A 13207-nucleotide genomic window follows, 5' to 3' on the forward strand; every position below is an offset into this window, starting at 1 on the left:
TGAACGTGTCGCGAAGGGCCATCACTCTGATTTACTCAAAGACAGACGTCGCAAGACGACCTTGCGTTTGCGCAAGGCGAGGCAATTCAAGGATTCGTGGGTGGCAAGGAGGCAGGATGCATGGTCAGAGTGGTTCTGGAGATCGATACGCAGCTGTATCGAATGTTGCAGGAGTCGGCCGAGACGCATCAATTGAGTCTCGAAGAAGAGTGCTGCCGACGATTGGCTGGCGGCGAACGTCGCTCGCGCTATCTGCAGGCGTTGGTAGCGGAATTGCGCGCCGAGGATGAACAGCGGCGCGCCAAGGCTTCGCGCTGATTACTTCTTCTTCGCTGGCGCGGCTTTCGGGCAATCGGATTCCTGGTAGCTGGCCGAGCCGATCGCTTTGTTGGTTTTCACTTCGGTGAAGTCGTAACGCATGATCGCGCCCTTGGCCATCAGCTTGCGGTACGACGGGTTGTTGCACACCGACGCGCCCAACTGGAAATACACCGCCTTGGGATCGGCGCGCATCTTGTCGGCGTGGCTCTTTTGCACGCTCAGATGGTTGATCAGCTGCGTGCCCTCGACGGTGTAGCCTTGATCAAGAATGTCTTCATTGATCGCCCGTGGCGTGCCGACGCTGCTTTGGGCGGCGACGTTGCGCAGCTCTCGGTTCAGATTCTGCTCACTCAGGGACGCAGCCTGAGCGGTAAAGGACGACGCCAGCAGAATGGCAGCGGTGGGAACGATAAGGCGCAGCATGAAACTCTCCTGATTCGGTGACTGGTGGTTCGACCCGTCACGGGGCGGTGCGTTCAGTGGCGGCGAATTATAGGGGAGCCGGTCTGGACGGTACAGGCTTGTGGCCGTCGCTCTGGTAAACTGCCGGCCTTTATTGCCCTGCCGAGTGTCTTTCGTGTCGAGTTTCCCTGTCTGCCGGTATTGCCTGCGATGATCCATGCCCCCAACGCCGTGGCCCGCCTGCGCGATCAGCGCGAAGACGAAGGCATCAAGCCGATTCAGGCGCGCGGCTTTCGCTCCGAGCGTTGCCGCGAATGCCGGGTCATCATCAGTCATTGCCTGTGCGCGTGGCGGCCAAGCGTCGACACCCGTTCTGGCGTGTGCCTGATCATGACCGGCAAGGAAGTGTTCAAGCCAAGCAACACCGGTTGGCTGATTGCCGATGTGGTGCGCGACAACCACGCGTTTATCTGGTCACGCACCGAGCCCGACCCGCAGATGCTCGCACTGCTCAACGATCCGCAGTGGCAGCCGTATCTGGTGTTTCCGGGTGAATACGTCGAACCGTCGCGGGTGACCAACACAGTGAGCATCGGAAGCAGCAAGCGCCCGTTGTTCATTCTGCTCGATGCGACCTGGACCGAGGCGCGCAAGATCTTTCGCAAGAGTCCGTATTTCGATCGTTTGCCGATTCTCAGCCTGCTGCCCGACAAACTCTCGCGCTATCGCTTGCGCCGTTCGACCCGCAGCGAGCACCTGTGCACCGCCGAAGTCGCGGCGTTGTGCCTGGAACTGGCCGGTGACAGCGCTGCCGCCTCGGCGCTGGACGCCTATTTCGATGTGTTCAGCCAGCATTACCTCGGGGCCAAGCAGCAAATGGACATGAATGAATCAACGCCCGCTCACGCCGAGCTGTTGCCCTATATACGAAAGCCGCAGCCGGAGTTGGCCCGATAGTGGCCCATACTGTTCACAGCGCTGGCCATCTTGCTTGACCACCTAGGCTTCGCTGGGCATGCTTGGCGCCGATTAGGGTGCGGCCAAGGTTTGAGACGCCGTGTTTGCTGTTGATTGGCGTTGAACGTGCCCCTGTGGATAGCGCTTACAAGCGTTGTCTCGAGTTGCTTTGGCCAGACCGGAATCTACCGCGTCTGCCATCAAAAACAGGATCATTTGAAAAATGGCCACATACGACATCCTGATTGCCGATGATCACCCCCTGTTTCGCAGCGCCCTGCACCAAGCGGTGACGCTGGGCCTTGGCCCGGACGTGCGACTGGTGGAAGTGGCGAGCATCGCCGAACTGGAAGCGCGCCTGACCGAAAAGGCTGACTGGGATCTGGTCCTGCTGGATCTGAACATGCCCGGCGCCTACGGTTTTTCCGGGCTGGTGCTGCTGCGCGGACAGTATCCGCAGATTCCGGTGGTGATGGTCTCGGCTCAGGAAGAAGCCTCGGTGATGGTCAAGTCCCGCGAGTTCGGCGCCAGTGGCTTCATTCCAAAATCCAGCGATCTGAGCGTGATTCAGGAAGCGGTGCGCAAGGTGCTCGATGGCGACGTGTTCTGGCCGCCGCAAGCGTTCGAAGCAGTGAGTGTGTCGGATGAGGCGAAAGCCGCCAGCGATGGCCTGGCCAGCCTGACGCCACAACAGTTCCGCGTGCTGACCATGGTCTGCGAGGGATTGCTGAACAAGCAGATCGCTTATGAGTTGAGCGTGTCGGAAGCGACCATCAAGGCCCACGTCACGGCGATCTTTCGCAAATTGAATGTGCGCACTCGCACGCAGGCGGCTTTACTGCTGCAACAACTTGAGTCAATTCCCAGCCAGTGATGGCTGGCGGTTTCACGCTTTTTTGACTTTCGTTGATCTAGCTTCCCCACTCCTTTTTGGCTGGTTTCTCCTTATGTCACCTTTCAAGGGCCAGACCGGCCTGAAACGCATCCTCAACGCGTCCGGCTATTCGCTCGACGGCCTGCGCGCCGCCTTCACCGGCGAAGCGGCGTTCCGCCAATTGGTGCTGCTCAACGTGGTGCTGATTCCGCTGACATTTTTCCTCAATGTCAGCCGTGTCGAGCAGGCGGTGTTGATTGCCGTGTGTTTGCTGGCGCTGATTGTCGAGTTGCTGAATTCGGCGGTGGAAGCGGCCATTGATCGCATCTCGCTGGAGCTGCACCCTTTGTCCAAGAATGCCAAGGACATGGGCAGCGCCGCGCAGTTCGTGGCGCTGAGCATGATCGCGCTGGTGTGGGCGGTGATTCTGCTTTAAGCGATGGTCGGCAACACGATTTCGTCGCTGCGCTGCACCCCGGCGGTGAACGCGCGGCATAGCTCGAGAAACTCGCGCATGGCCGAGGTCTGGTATTTCTGTTTGTGCCAGATGAAGTAGAACTGCCGCGCCAGATCCAGACCCGGCGTCTCCACCGGCACCAGACTGCCGCGCCGGAACGCATCGCGCAGGGCCAGCCGCGAAATGCAGCCAATCCCCAGGCCTGATTCCACTGCACGTTTGATCGCTTCGGTGTGTTCCAGCTCCAGGCGAATATTCAGCGCGCTGCGATGGTGACGCATGGCCTGGTCGAAGGTCAGCCGCGTGCCGGAACCCTGTTCGCGCAGAATCCATGCCTCATGGGTCAGCTCTTCCATCGTCGCACTGCCGCGTTTGGCCAACGGATGCTGCGGCGCGCAAAACACCACCAGCTCATCCTCGACCCAACTCTGCACTTCGATGTCCGGGTGGCTGCAATCGCCTTCAATCAGACCCAGATCAATTTCGTAGTGGGCGACTTGTTGCACGATATTGGCAGTGTTCTGCACGTGCAGCTTGACCTGGCTTTCGGGGTGCCGCTGCATGAAGCTGCCGATCAGCAGGGTGGCCAGATAGTTGCCAATGGTCAGCGTCGCCCCCACTGATAAAGAGCCGAAACCGGATTTGCCATTGAGCAGGTCTTCGATTTCCTTGGCCTGGTCGAGCAGGGCCACCGCTTGCGGCAACAGTTGTTTGCCAAGGGCGTTGAGGCTCAGGCGTTTGCCGGCGCGGTCGAACAGCTGGCAGCTGGACTGGCGCTCAAGCTCGGTGATCGAAGTGCTGGCCGCCGATTGCGAGAGGTTGAGCAGACCCGCAGCACGGGATACGCTTTCCTGCTGGGCGACGGCGACGAAGACTTGCAGTTGACGGAGAGTAAATCGCATATCGATATAACCGATAACCCTTATCTTAATAATCCAGTTAACAGATATTGTCGTCGCTATTAGAATGCGATGCAATTGCGCACGTTAAGCCTCATTGAGCCGCGCAGACCAATCTCCAGGAGTCAAACGTACATGAGCAACATGAACCACGAGCGTGTCCTCAGTGTTCATCACTGGAACGACACTCTGTTCAGCTTCAAGTGCACCCGCGATCCGGGCCTGCGCTTCGAGAACGGTCAGTTCGTGATGATCGGCCTGCAACAGCCCAACGGCCGCCCGCTTATGCGCGCTTACTCGATCGCCAGCCCGAACTGGGAAGAGCATCTCGAGTTCTTCAGCATCAAAGTGCAGGACGGTCCGCTGACCTCCCAGCTGCAGCACTTGAAGGAAGGCGACGAGATCATCATCTCGAAGAAGCCTACCGGCACGCTGGTTCTCGATGACCTGAACCCGGGCAAGCACCTGTACCTGCTGAGCACCGGTACCGGTCTGGCGCCGTTCATGAGCGTCATTCAGGACCCTGAAACCTACGAGCGCTTCGAAAAAGTGATCCTGGTTCACGGCGTGCGCTACGTCAACGAAGTTGCCTACCGCGAATTCATCACCGAGCACCTGCCGCAGAACGAGTTCTTCGGCGAAGCGCTGCGTGACAAGTTGATCTACTACCCGACCGTGACCCGCGAGCCGTTCGAGAATCAGGGCCGTCTCACTGACCTGATGCGCAGCGGCAAGCTGTTCAGCGATATCGGCCTGCCACCGATCAACCCGCAGGACGACCGCGCAATGATCTGCGGCAGCCCGAGCATGCTCGACGAGACCAGCGAAGTGCTCGACAGCTTCGGCCTGAAGATCTCGGCGCGGATGCGCGAGCCGGGTGATTACCTGATCGAGCGTGCGTTCGTAGAAAAATAACCTGCGATACCTGTGGGAGCGAGCCTGCTCGCGAATGCGGTCTGTCTTCAACGTTGATGTTGCCTGACACGACGCCTTCGCGAGCAGGCTCGCTCCCACAGTTGGTTATTGGGTGTGACAGTAAAGCCCGCGTTGCCTGAGGAGGCAGCGCGGGCTTTTTCGTTTGCGGGCTTTATGCCTCGGCCGGGATGACTTCCAGCACGCGGATCTGGTCGGGCGTCGGGTAATGCCAGCGCACGTCGAGATCCCAGAACTGCGCACCATATTCACGTTCCGGTGCCGGTGTCTGATACGCCGGACGCGGATCCTGCGCCAGACACTGCTCGATCAGCTCAACCAATGGCTCATCGAGCCGCTGAGCGTGTGTGTACGCCTGTTTCAAGGCTGACTCGGCCCACCGCACCTCGATCAGCTGCGGCGCGGCGCTGGCGATGTCATTGGTCGCCCCGGGGATGATGTCGGCGTACGGCACGTACGGTTTGATATCCAGCACCGGCGTGCCGTCGAGCAGATCGATCCCGGAAATAAACAGGCGATTGCCTTCGACTTTGTCCAGCTTCACCACCGATTGGCCGATGCCATTCGGTCGGTGTGTAGCACGGGTGGCAAACACGCCCATCGACTTGTTACCGCCCAGGCGTGGCGGGCGCACTTTCAGGCGCGGTTTGTCTTCCAGGGCTTGGTGGAACAGAAACAACAGCCAAACATGACTGACCTGCTCCAGCCCCTGCACGGCGTCACCCTGATCGAACGGCGCGACCAGTTCCAGCACGCCACGGGCGGCCGGTGCCAGTTGCGGCTGGCGGGGGATGGCGAACTTCTCCTTGAAGCAGGAGCGCACGAAGCCGATGGGGGAGACGCTGTAAGTCATGGTCTGGGATCGAAGCGGGTAGGGCGGGCATGATAACCCGGCTCGCTTCAAGTCTGGTGGTGACAGGGCTGGCCTCTTCGCGAGCAGGCTCGCTCCCACAATGTAGCTGCGTTGTGTACGAAATCCCTGTGGGAGCGAGCCTGCTCGCGAATGCCGCACCGCCGATCTACAGACTGAATCCACCATCAAGAGGAATGATATTCCCGGTCATATAAGCCCCCGCCGTACTCGCCAGGCTGATCGCCAGCGCCGCCATCTCTTCCTCACGCCCCCAGCGCTTCATCGGAATCAGCGCAGTATCCTCAGCCAACGCCTGTTCATCATTACCAATATGCTGGGTCATCTTGCTCGGGAACCGCCCCGGCGCAATCACGTTGACGTTGATGTGCTGGCTCACCAGTTCCCGCGCCAGAATGCGCGACAACTGATGCAGAGCGGCCTTGCTCGGCCCGTAGGCATATGCCTGCTCGCCAAACGAAGAAATCCCCGCCACCGAACCGATATTGATGATCCGTGCCGGATTCGCCGCCGAGCCAGCCTTGCGCAGCAACGGCAGAAACTGCTGGATGCAACTGAACACCGAGGTCACGTTGAGCTGCATGACCTTTTCCCAGCCCTTGACCGGATAACTCTCCAGCGGCGCGCCCCACGTGGTGCCGGCGTTGTTCACCAGAATGTCCAGATGAGTGATCTGCTCACCCAGGCGCGCGGCCAGTTCCCGCACGCCTTCCTCGGTCGCCAGATTTGCCGCCACGCCGTGGCAAATGCCCATGGCGCCAAGTTCTTCGGCGGTTTGATGGCAGGCTTCGACGTCGCGCGAGCACACGTAGACATGGGCGCCGGCCTCGACGAATGCCTTGGCGATCATTTTGCCGATACCACGAGTACCGCCAGTCACCAGAGCGGTGCGGCCTTGCAGGGAGAAGTAGGGATGCATGGCGAGTCCTGAAGATTAGGGATCAGTACACCCTAGTCGTCAGCCGCGAAAAGCGGAGCCACTATTTTTGCAGGGAATGAGGGGCCATGCGGCCAGCTTCGAGTTGCAAGCCACAAGCGGCAAGTTAAAGCAGGGGCTAACTTGCAGCTTGCAGCTTGTAGCTGCTTTACGCTCTCATGCGAAGCGTGAGCCCTTTGAGGAAGTTACGCAGCAACTGGTCGCCACACGGCCGATAGTTGGTATGGCCGACCTTGCGGAACAGTGCGCTCAGTTCAGGCTTGGATACCGGAAACTCGGCGGCTTTGAGGATCGCGTGCATGTCGTCTTCTTTCAGTTCGAAGGCCACGCGCAGTTTTTTCAGGATGATGTTGTTGGTCACCGGCACTTCGATCGGCTGCGGCGGACGGCTTTCGTCCTTGCCGCGCTTGAAGATCACCAGACCGTCGAGGAAGTGCGCGATGACTTCGTCCGGGCAGCGCACGAAGCCTTCTTCGTCTTCTTCTTTCTTGTCGAGCCAGGTGATGACATCGGCGAGCGTGACGTCCATGCCGCCCAGTTTGATGATTTCGACAACTTTCTTGTCGCTGATGTCGAGCATGTAGCGCACGCTGCGCAGTACGTCGTTATGAACCATGTCGGTATTCCTGATGCGTTGTGGGCAGCGCTCGCGGGCGCTGCCGGAATGTGGGGCGGCAGTGGAAGTCTTAGAACTTCTCTTTGCCGGACAGGTAGCGCCATTGGCCGACCGGGACTTTGCCGATCGACACGCCGCCGATGCGGATGCGACGGATGCCGATGACCTTCAGGCCGACCGCTTCGCAGAACTGCGCGATGATTCCCGGCTGCGGGTTTTTCATGGCGAAGCGCAGACGGTTTTCGTTCTGCCAACTGGCCTTGACCGGCGGCAGCTCCTTGCCCTTGTGCGTCAGGCCGTGCTGCAAACGATTGAGGCCGTGGGCAGCCATCTCACCTTCGACTTCGACGATGTATTCCTGCTCGATCTTCGCCGCGTCGGCGGTGAGCTTGCGCAGGATTTTCCAGTCCTGGGTGAATACCAGCAGGCCGCTGGCCTTGGGCTGCAGGTCGGCGCTGGCGGTCAGGCGCAGGAAATGCCCGCGCAACGGACGCTTGCCGTAGCGATGCTCTTCGCTGAGGGTTTCGGCGCTGAGCGATTGCATGGCGCTGTCGACATCCATGCCGGCGGGGGCGTTGAGCAGGATGGTCACCGGCTCCGGCGCGGTGGCCTTGGCGTCCTTGTCGAGCTCGACCTTTTGCTCGCCGACCTTGAATTGCGGCTCATCGATGACTTCGCCGTCCACGGTGACCCAGCCGCCCTCGATGAACAGCTCGGCCTCCCGACGGGAGCAACCGACCAGTTCGATGAGGCGTTTGGAGAGGCGAATCGGGTCAGTCATGACAGGGCCGTAACAAAAAAGGGGTGGGCATTGTACCTGTGTGGAAGCGGTTAAGCCCGGTTCCATTTGCAGGCGCTGTATTCAATGTGGGAGCGAGCCTGCTCGCGAAGGCGTCCTGCCAGTCTATGTGTGCAGTGACTGGTACACCGCATTCGCGAGCAGGCTCGCTCCCACAGGGGTTCCATGGTGTGTCAGCCGTTGCTTGAGCGCTGTTGGGACTGCCGCAAGCGCATGTGCAGCAACGGATACGGCTGGCCCATGCCATCGACTTCGGAGCGGCCGATCACCTCGAAGCCCTGCTTTTCATAAAAGCCCAAGGCTTGCGGATTTTGTTCGTTGACGTCGAGTTCATCGGCGTTGAGCCGTTCGATTGCATATCGGAGCAACTGCTTGCCCAAGCCTTGACCACGATGATCAGGATCGATGAACAACATTTCAATCTTGCCCGCCGCCACACCGGCAAACCCGGTGATGCGCTGCTGGCGGTCCTTGGTGCAGATCAGCATGACCGCATCGAGATAGCGGGTGAGCACCAGATTGCGCAGCAGCTCGATGTAGCTGTCCGGCAGGAACTGGTGAGTCGCACGGACCGAGGCCTCCCAGACCCGGGTCAGTTCTTCGTAATCGCTGATTTTCGGTGTGTGGATGACCGAATGCTGACGCATGTGCGTGTGCCTCTTGTGCGGTTCAAGGGAGTCCGTCCCCCGCTAAACGATAGCCGCAAAAAAGCCCCGTATCTCGGAAAAGAGCGGGGCTTCTGGATACAGCGCTATTCACTTGTGGGAGCGAGCCTGCTCGCGAAGGCATTGTGTCAGGCAATATTTACGGCGACTGACCCAGCGCATTCGCGAGCAGGCTCGCTCCCACAGGTATTTTGCGGTGCTTAGATCTGCTCAGCCCACAAATCATATTCGTCTGCGTCAGTCACCTTGCACCAGACCTTGTCGCCCGGCTTCAGGTTGCTGCCATTGTCGATAAACACGTTGCCATCGATTTCCGGGGCGTCGAAGAAGCAGCGGCCAACCGCGCCTTGTTCGTCAACCTCGTCCACCAGCACTTCGATCTCACGACCGATGCGCATTTGCAGGCGTGCCGAGCTGATTGCCTGCTGGTGCGCCATGAAGCGCTCCCAACGATCCTGCTTGACGTCGTCCGGTACCACGTCCAGATCCAGATCATTCGCTGGCGCGCCATCGACCGGCGAGTACTGGAAGCAGCCGACGCGGTCGAGCTGGGCTTCGGTCAGCCAGTTGAGCAGGTACTGGAAGTCTTCTTCGGTTTCGCCCGGGAAGCCGACGATGAAGGTCGAACGAATGATCAGGTCCGGGCAGATTTCGCGCCAGTTCTTGATGCGTGCCAGGGTCTTGTCTTCGAACGCCGGGCGTTTCATCGACTTCAGGACTTTCGGGCTGGCGTGCTGGAACGGGATGTCCAGGTACGGCAGGATCTTGCCGGCGGCCATCAGTGGAATCAGCTCGTCGACGTGCGGGTACGGATAAACGTAGTGCAGGCGGACCCAGACGCCCAGCGTGCTCAGTGCTTCGCAAAGCTCGGTCATGCGGGTTTTCACCGGCGCGCCGTTCCAGAAGCCGGTGCGGTATTTCACGTCGACGCCGTAGGCGCTGGTGTCTTGCGAGATCACCAGCAGCTCTTTGACGCCGGATTTGACCAGGCGCTGCGCCTCGTCGAGCACATCACCCACCGGGCGGCTGACCAGTTTGCCGCGCATCGACGGGATGATGCAGAACGAGCAGCTGTGGTTGCAGCCTTCGGAAATCTTCAGGTAGGCGTAGTGGCGTGGGGTCAGCTTGATGCCTTGCGGCGGCACCAGGTCGATCAGCGGGTTGTGATCCTGACGCGGCGGCACCACTTCGTGCACGGCGTTGACCACTTGTTCGTACTGCTGCGGACCGGTCACAGCGAGCACGCTCGGGTGGACGTTGCGGATGTTGCCTTCTTCGACGCCCATGCAACCGGTAACGATCACCTTGCCGTTTTCCTTGATCGCTTCGCCGATCACTTCCAAAGATTCAGCCTTGGCCGAATCGATGAAGCCGCAGGTGTTGACCACCACGACGTCAGCGTCCTGATAGGTGGACACCACGTCATAACCTTCCATGCGCAGCTGGGTCAGGATGCGCTCGGAGTCGACCAGTGCTTTCGGGCAACCCAGAGATACAAAGCCAACCTTTGGATTGGCCGGCGCAGGAGTGGTGGACATGTCTAACCTCGGTGTTTTGTGACGTCGCTGGCCACACGCGGCAGCTGACGGATGGGCGCTTGAGATGCGCCTCTGATCAAAAAGTGCGCAATTCTAGCGGCGGGCAACGCACTTGACCAGCTTTATACGGGGAAATACGACGAGTGCTGCGCTATGCTTCGCGCCGTTGAGCTTTACCGATTTCGTGCAGTCAATCATTGGTCTGTAACAACAGGTAAAACAGCGCATGCTGCACTACAAAGCATAGTGCTTCCTTCAAAGAAGCCAGTATCGAGATCAGGAGTGTTGGATGGGTCAGGCAAGTAGTCATGCGGCGGGCGCCGAGGGTTCGGCGAGCAGACCGCTGAGCATGCTGGTCGCGGCGGTCGGGGTGGTTTATGGCGACATCGGCACCAGTCCGTTGTACACCCTCAAGGAAGTGTTTTCCGGCGGCTACGGTGTGCCGGTCAATCACGACGGCGTGCTCGGCATTCTGTCGTTGATCTTCTGGTCGCTGATCTGGGTGGTCTCGATCAAGTACATGATGTTCGTCCTGCGCGCCGACAACCAGGGCGAGGGCGGCATCATGGCCCTGACGGCACTGGCACGGCGGGCAGCGGCGGGTCGCAAGCGCCTGCGCACGCTGTTGGTGGTGTGCGGGCTGATCGGTGCGGCGCTGTTTTACGGCGACAGCATGATCACCCCGGCCATTTCGGTGCTGTCGGCGATCGAAGGCCTGGGCCTGGCGTTTGAAGGCATCGATCACTGGGTGGTGCCGCTGTCGCTGGTGGTGCTGGTCGCGCTGTTTCTGATCCAGCGCCACGGTACCGCGCGGATCGGCATTCTGTTCGGGCCGATCATGGTCACCTGGTTCCTAGTCCTCGGCGCCCTCGGGGTGTACGGCATCAGTCACACGCCGGAAGTGCTGCACGCACTGAACCCGATGTGGGCGGTGAATTTTTTCGTTGTGCACCCAGGCATGGGCGTCGCAATTCTCGGCGCCGTGGTGCTGGCGCTGACCGGCGCGGAAGCGCTGTACGCCGACATGGGCCACTTCGGCCGCAAGCCGATCGCCCGCGCCTGGTTCCTGCTGGTGCTGCCGGCGTTGGTGCTCAACTACTTCGGCCAGGGCGCATTGCTGCTGGAAAACCCTGACGCCGCGCGCAATCCGTTCTACCTGCTGGCACCGAGCTGGGCGCTGATTCCGCTGGTCGGCCTGTCGACCCTGGCCACGGTGATCGCCTCGCAAGCGGTGATTTCCGGTGCATTCTCCCTGACCCGCCAGGCGATCCAGCTCGGTTACATCCCGCGCATGTACATCCAGCACACCTCTAGCGACGAACAAGGCCAGATCTACATCGGCGCGGTGAACTGGGCGCTGATGGTCGGCGTGGTGCTGCTGGTGATCGGCTTCGAATCCTCCGGCGCACTGGCCTCGGCCTACGGCGTGGCAGTGACCGGCACCATGCTGATGACCACCATTCTGGTGTCGGCGGTCATGCTGCTGCTGTGGAAATGGCCACCGATCCTCGCGGTGCCGGTGCTGCTCGGCTTCCTGTTGGTGGACGGTCTGTACTTCGCCGCCAACGTGCCGAAAATCGTTCAGGGCGGCGCGTTCCCGGTGATCGCCGGTATCGCCCTGTTCGTGCTGATGACCACCTGGAAGCGCGGCAAACAACTGCTGGTCGAACGCCTCGACGAAGGCGCGCTGCCGCTGCCGATCTTCATCAGCAGCATCCGCGTGCAACCGCCGCATCGCGTACAGGGCACCGCCGTGTTCCTCACCGCCCGCTCCGACGCGGTGCCGCATGCGCTGTTGCACAATCTGCTGCATAACCAGGTTTTGCACGAGCAAGTGGTGCTGCTGACGGTGGTTTACGAAGACATCCCGCGCGTCCCGCCATCGCGGCGTTTCGAAGTCGAAGCGCACGGGGAGGGCTTCTTCCGGGTGATCCTGCACTTCGGCTTCACCGACGAGCCCGACGTGCCGCAGGCGTTGAAGCTGTGTCATCTGGATGATCTGGACTTCAGCCCGATGCGCACGACCTATTTCCTTAGTCGCGAGACGGTGATTGCCTCGAAACTCGAGGGGATGGCGCGTTGGCGTGAGGCGTTGTTTGCGTTCATGTTGAAGAATGCCAATGGCAATTTGCGGTTCTTCAATCTGCCGTTGAACCGAGTGATCGAGTTGGGGACGCAGGTGGAGATGTAGCCTGCGCCTCAACTGAAAAGCCCCCGTCAGCCTTGCGGCTGGCGGGGGCTTTTTTGTGCCTGTGCCCAATCCTCAAACCACCGCTGATTCCCTGTGGGAGCGAGCCTGCTCGCGAAGGCTTAGTGTCAGTCGAAGCATGTGGTGGCTGAACCACCGCATTCGCGAGCAGGCTCGCTCCCACAACGGTCTGCAGTGTTAGTGGCTATCAGGTAATTCTTCTTCAGATTCAGTCTTCGTCCGCGCAGGTCGTGGGATCAGCGCCTGAATCACATCATCAATCAAGGCTTTGCCCATCACCGTCAGGTAATGCGCAGCCCAGGCGTGGCGGTCGGTGTCTTTGATGAAAGCAGCATCCTCGGCGAAGGATTTGGCGAGGGACAGCAGGTCGGAGGATTGGGACAAGGCATTGATGATCGGGATGCCGGAGCGGACGTTGAAGAACGCTTGATCCGAGTTGTAGAGGAAAGGGGTGAAGCCGATTGTTGTAAGGTCTGAAGGCGTTGACGGAATTTCTTCGCTCATTGTTTTGCTCCCTAAAACGAGGAGCTGCCGCATTCGTTACCACACGAATGGGTGGCAGCTGTACGCAGGGTGGTAAACCGGGAGAGCAAAGAAACCGGCAGACCCGAAGGTCTCCCACGTACAGCTGCCATGACAGTAAATTACAGGCGTAAAAGAACGCCTGATGTCGTGATGGAGGCACTGTTGCACTTTGCTTAACCGGGTTACCACACCCGATCGCTGAAT

Annotated in this window: 15 protein-coding genes; 6 read left to right on the plus strand and 9 right to left on the minus strand. The window is 59.9% G+C overall.

What is annotated here, in order from left to right; all coding sequences use genetic code 11:
* Positions 1-120 precede the first annotated feature (120 nt).
* Positions 121-318, plus strand: a complete 198-nt coding sequence (locus tag PspCFBP13508_RS18295; protein ID WP_016770569.1) for a hypothetical protein — start codon at positions 121-123, stop codon at positions 316-318.
* Here PspCFBP13508_RS18295 and PspCFBP13508_RS18300 read toward each other — a convergent pair whose 3' ends face one another.
* Complete coding sequence (locus PspCFBP13508_RS18300; protein ID WP_007908738.1) at positions 319-744, minus strand: PA3611 family quorum-sensing-regulated virulence factor; 426 nt, start codon at positions 742-744, stop codon at positions 319-321.
* A gap of 189 nt (positions 745-933) precedes the next feature.
* Between PspCFBP13508_RS18300 and PspCFBP13508_RS18305 the strand changes: the two genes are divergently transcribed.
* The 3 genes from PspCFBP13508_RS18305 (at position 934) to PspCFBP13508_RS18315 (ending at position 2990) form a co-directional block, all read left to right on the plus strand.
* The gene (locus tag PspCFBP13508_RS18305; protein ID WP_137215331.1) at positions 934-1680 is read left to right on the plus strand and encodes a tRNA-uridine aminocarboxypropyltransferase; all 747 of its coding nucleotides are present in this window, start codon (positions 934-936) and stop codon (positions 1678-1680) included.
* A gap of 223 nt (positions 1681-1903) precedes the next feature.
* Complete coding sequence (erdR, locus tag PspCFBP13508_RS18310; protein WP_016771412.1) at positions 1904-2554, plus strand: response regulator transcription factor ErdR; 651 nt, start codon at positions 1904-1906, stop codon at positions 2552-2554.
* Between the two features lie 73 nt (positions 2555-2627).
* Positions 2628-2990, plus strand: a complete 363-nt coding sequence (locus PspCFBP13508_RS18315; RefSeq protein WP_042607041.1) for a diacylglycerol kinase — start codon at positions 2628-2630, stop codon at positions 2988-2990.
* Here PspCFBP13508_RS18315 and PspCFBP13508_RS18320 read toward each other — a convergent pair.
* On the minus strand, positions 2987-3913 hold the full coding sequence (locus tag PspCFBP13508_RS18320) for a LysR family transcriptional regulator (RefSeq protein ID WP_137215332.1): 927 nt from the start codon (positions 3911-3913) through the stop codon (positions 2987-2989). The genes PspCFBP13508_RS18315 and PspCFBP13508_RS18320 overlap by 4 nt on opposite strands.
* A 132-nt stretch (positions 3914-4045) precedes the next feature.
* On the opposite strand from PspCFBP13508_RS18320, the gene fpr reads away from it, so the two are divergent.
* On the plus strand, positions 4046-4825 hold the full coding sequence (gene fpr / locus PspCFBP13508_RS18325; RefSeq protein WP_007908723.1) for a ferredoxin-NADP reductase: 780 nt from the start codon (positions 4046-4048) through the stop codon (positions 4823-4825).
* 172 nt (positions 4826-4997) lie between these two features.
* Here the strand turns inward: fpr and tsaA are convergent, their stop codons facing one another.
* The 6 genes from tsaA to rimO form a co-directional block, all read right to left on the minus strand.
* Positions 4998-5696: a tRNA (N6-threonylcarbamoyladenosine(37)-N6)-methyltransferase TrmO gene (tsaA, locus tag PspCFBP13508_RS18330; RefSeq protein ID WP_137215333.1), complete on the minus strand. Its 699-nt coding sequence runs from the start codon at positions 5694-5696 to the stop codon at positions 4998-5000.
* Positions 5697-5862: 166 nt separating this feature from the next.
* Positions 5863-6633, minus strand: coding sequence for an SDR family oxidoreductase (locus PspCFBP13508_RS18335; RefSeq protein WP_076566197.1), 771 nt, complete (start codon positions 6631-6633; stop codon positions 5863-5865).
* A gap of 166 nt (positions 6634-6799) precedes the next feature.
* Positions 6800-7267, minus strand: a complete 468-nt coding sequence (locus PspCFBP13508_RS18340) for a DUF1456 family protein (protein ID WP_137215334.1) — start codon at positions 7265-7267, stop codon at positions 6800-6802.
* Between the two features lie 70 nt (positions 7268-7337).
* A complete protein-coding gene (locus PspCFBP13508_RS18345; protein WP_056783317.1) occupies positions 7338-8048 on the minus strand; it encodes an rRNA pseudouridine synthase in 711 nt (236 codons plus the stop codon).
* Between the two features lie 191 nt (positions 8049-8239).
* On the minus strand, positions 8240-8713 hold the full coding sequence (locus tag PspCFBP13508_RS18355) for a GNAT family N-acetyltransferase (protein WP_073475936.1): 474 nt from the start codon (positions 8711-8713) through the stop codon (positions 8240-8242).
* A gap of 218 nt (positions 8714-8931) precedes the next feature.
* Positions 8932-10269 (minus strand): 30S ribosomal protein S12 methylthiotransferase RimO, encoded by a 1338-nt coding sequence (gene rimO / locus PspCFBP13508_RS18365; RefSeq protein WP_137215336.1) that lies wholly within the window; start codon positions 10267-10269, stop codon positions 8932-8934.
* Positions 10270-10558: 289 nt separating this feature from the next.
* On the opposite strand from rimO, the gene PspCFBP13508_RS18370 reads away from it, so the two are divergent.
* Positions 10559-12460, plus strand: coding sequence for a potassium transporter Kup (locus tag PspCFBP13508_RS18370; RefSeq protein WP_137215337.1), 1902 nt, complete (start codon positions 10559-10561; stop codon positions 12458-12460).
* Positions 12461-12655: 195 nt separating this feature from the next.
* Here the strand turns inward: PspCFBP13508_RS18370 and PspCFBP13508_RS18380 are convergent, their stop codons facing one another.
* Positions 12656-12982: a DUF3077 domain-containing protein gene (locus PspCFBP13508_RS18380; protein ID WP_137215339.1), complete on the minus strand. Its 327-nt coding sequence runs from the start codon at positions 12980-12982 to the stop codon at positions 12656-12658.
* Positions 12983-13207: the final 225 nt, after the last annotated feature.

Source organism: Pseudomonas sp. CFBP13508 (genome assembly GCF_005233515.1).
GTDB classification, from domain to species: Bacteria; Pseudomonadota; Gammaproteobacteria; order Pseudomonadales; family Pseudomonadaceae; genus Aquipseudomonas; species Aquipseudomonas mercuritolerans.

Bases quoted from the DNA above. Each gene is read 5' to 3' on its own strand.
- erdR (WP_016771412.1), top strand. From the start codon at position 1,904: ATGGCCACATACGACATCCTGATTGCCGATGATCACCCCCTGTTTCGC.
- PspCFBP13508_RS18320 (WP_137215332.1), bottom strand. From the start codon at position 3,913: ATGCGATTTACTCTCCGTCAACTGCAAGTCTTCGTCGCCGTCGCCCAG.
- PspCFBP13508_RS18305 (WP_137215331.1), top strand. From the start codon at position 934: ATGATCCATGCCCCCAACGCCGTGGCCCGCCTGCGCGATCAGCGCGAA.
- PspCFBP13508_RS18340 (WP_137215334.1), bottom strand. From the start codon at position 7,267: ATGGTTCATAACGACGTACTGCGCAGCGTGCGCTACATGCTCGACATC.
- PspCFBP13508_RS18370 (WP_137215337.1), top strand. From the start codon at position 10,559: ATGGGTCAGGCAAGTAGTCATGCGGCGGGCGCCGAGGGTTCGGCGAGC.
- PspCFBP13508_RS18380 (WP_137215339.1), bottom strand. From the start codon at position 12,982: ATGAGCGAAGAAATTCCGTCAACGCCTTCAGACCTTACAACAATCGGC.
- tsaA (WP_137215333.1), bottom strand. From the start codon at position 5,696: ATGACTTACAGCGTCTCCCCCATCGGCTTCGTGCGCTCCTGCTTCAAG.
- rimO (WP_137215336.1), bottom strand. From the start codon at position 10,269: ATGTCCACCACTCCTGCGCCGGCCAATCCAAAGGTTGGCTTTGTATCT.
- PspCFBP13508_RS18295 (WP_016770569.1), top strand. From the start codon at position 121: ATGGTCAGAGTGGTTCTGGAGATCGATACGCAGCTGTATCGAATGTTG.
- PspCFBP13508_RS18355 (WP_073475936.1), bottom strand. From the start codon at position 8,713: ATGCGTCAGCATTCGGTCATCCACACACCGAAAATCAGCGATTACGAA.
- PspCFBP13508_RS18335 (WP_076566197.1), bottom strand. From the start codon at position 6,633: ATGCATCCCTACTTCTCCCTGCAAGGCCGCACCGCTCTGGTGACTGGC.
- PspCFBP13508_RS18300 (WP_007908738.1), bottom strand. From the start codon at position 744: ATGCTGCGCCTTATCGTTCCCACCGCTGCCATTCTGCTGGCGTCGTCC.
- PspCFBP13508_RS18345 (WP_056783317.1), bottom strand. From the start codon at position 8,048: ATGACTGACCCGATTCGCCTCTCCAAACGCCTCATCGAACTGGTCGGT.
- PspCFBP13508_RS18315 (WP_042607041.1), top strand. From the start codon at position 2,628: ATGTCACCTTTCAAGGGCCAGACCGGCCTGAAACGCATCCTCAACGCG.
- fpr (WP_007908723.1), top strand. From the start codon at position 4,046: ATGAGCAACATGAACCACGAGCGTGTCCTCAGTGTTCATCACTGGAAC.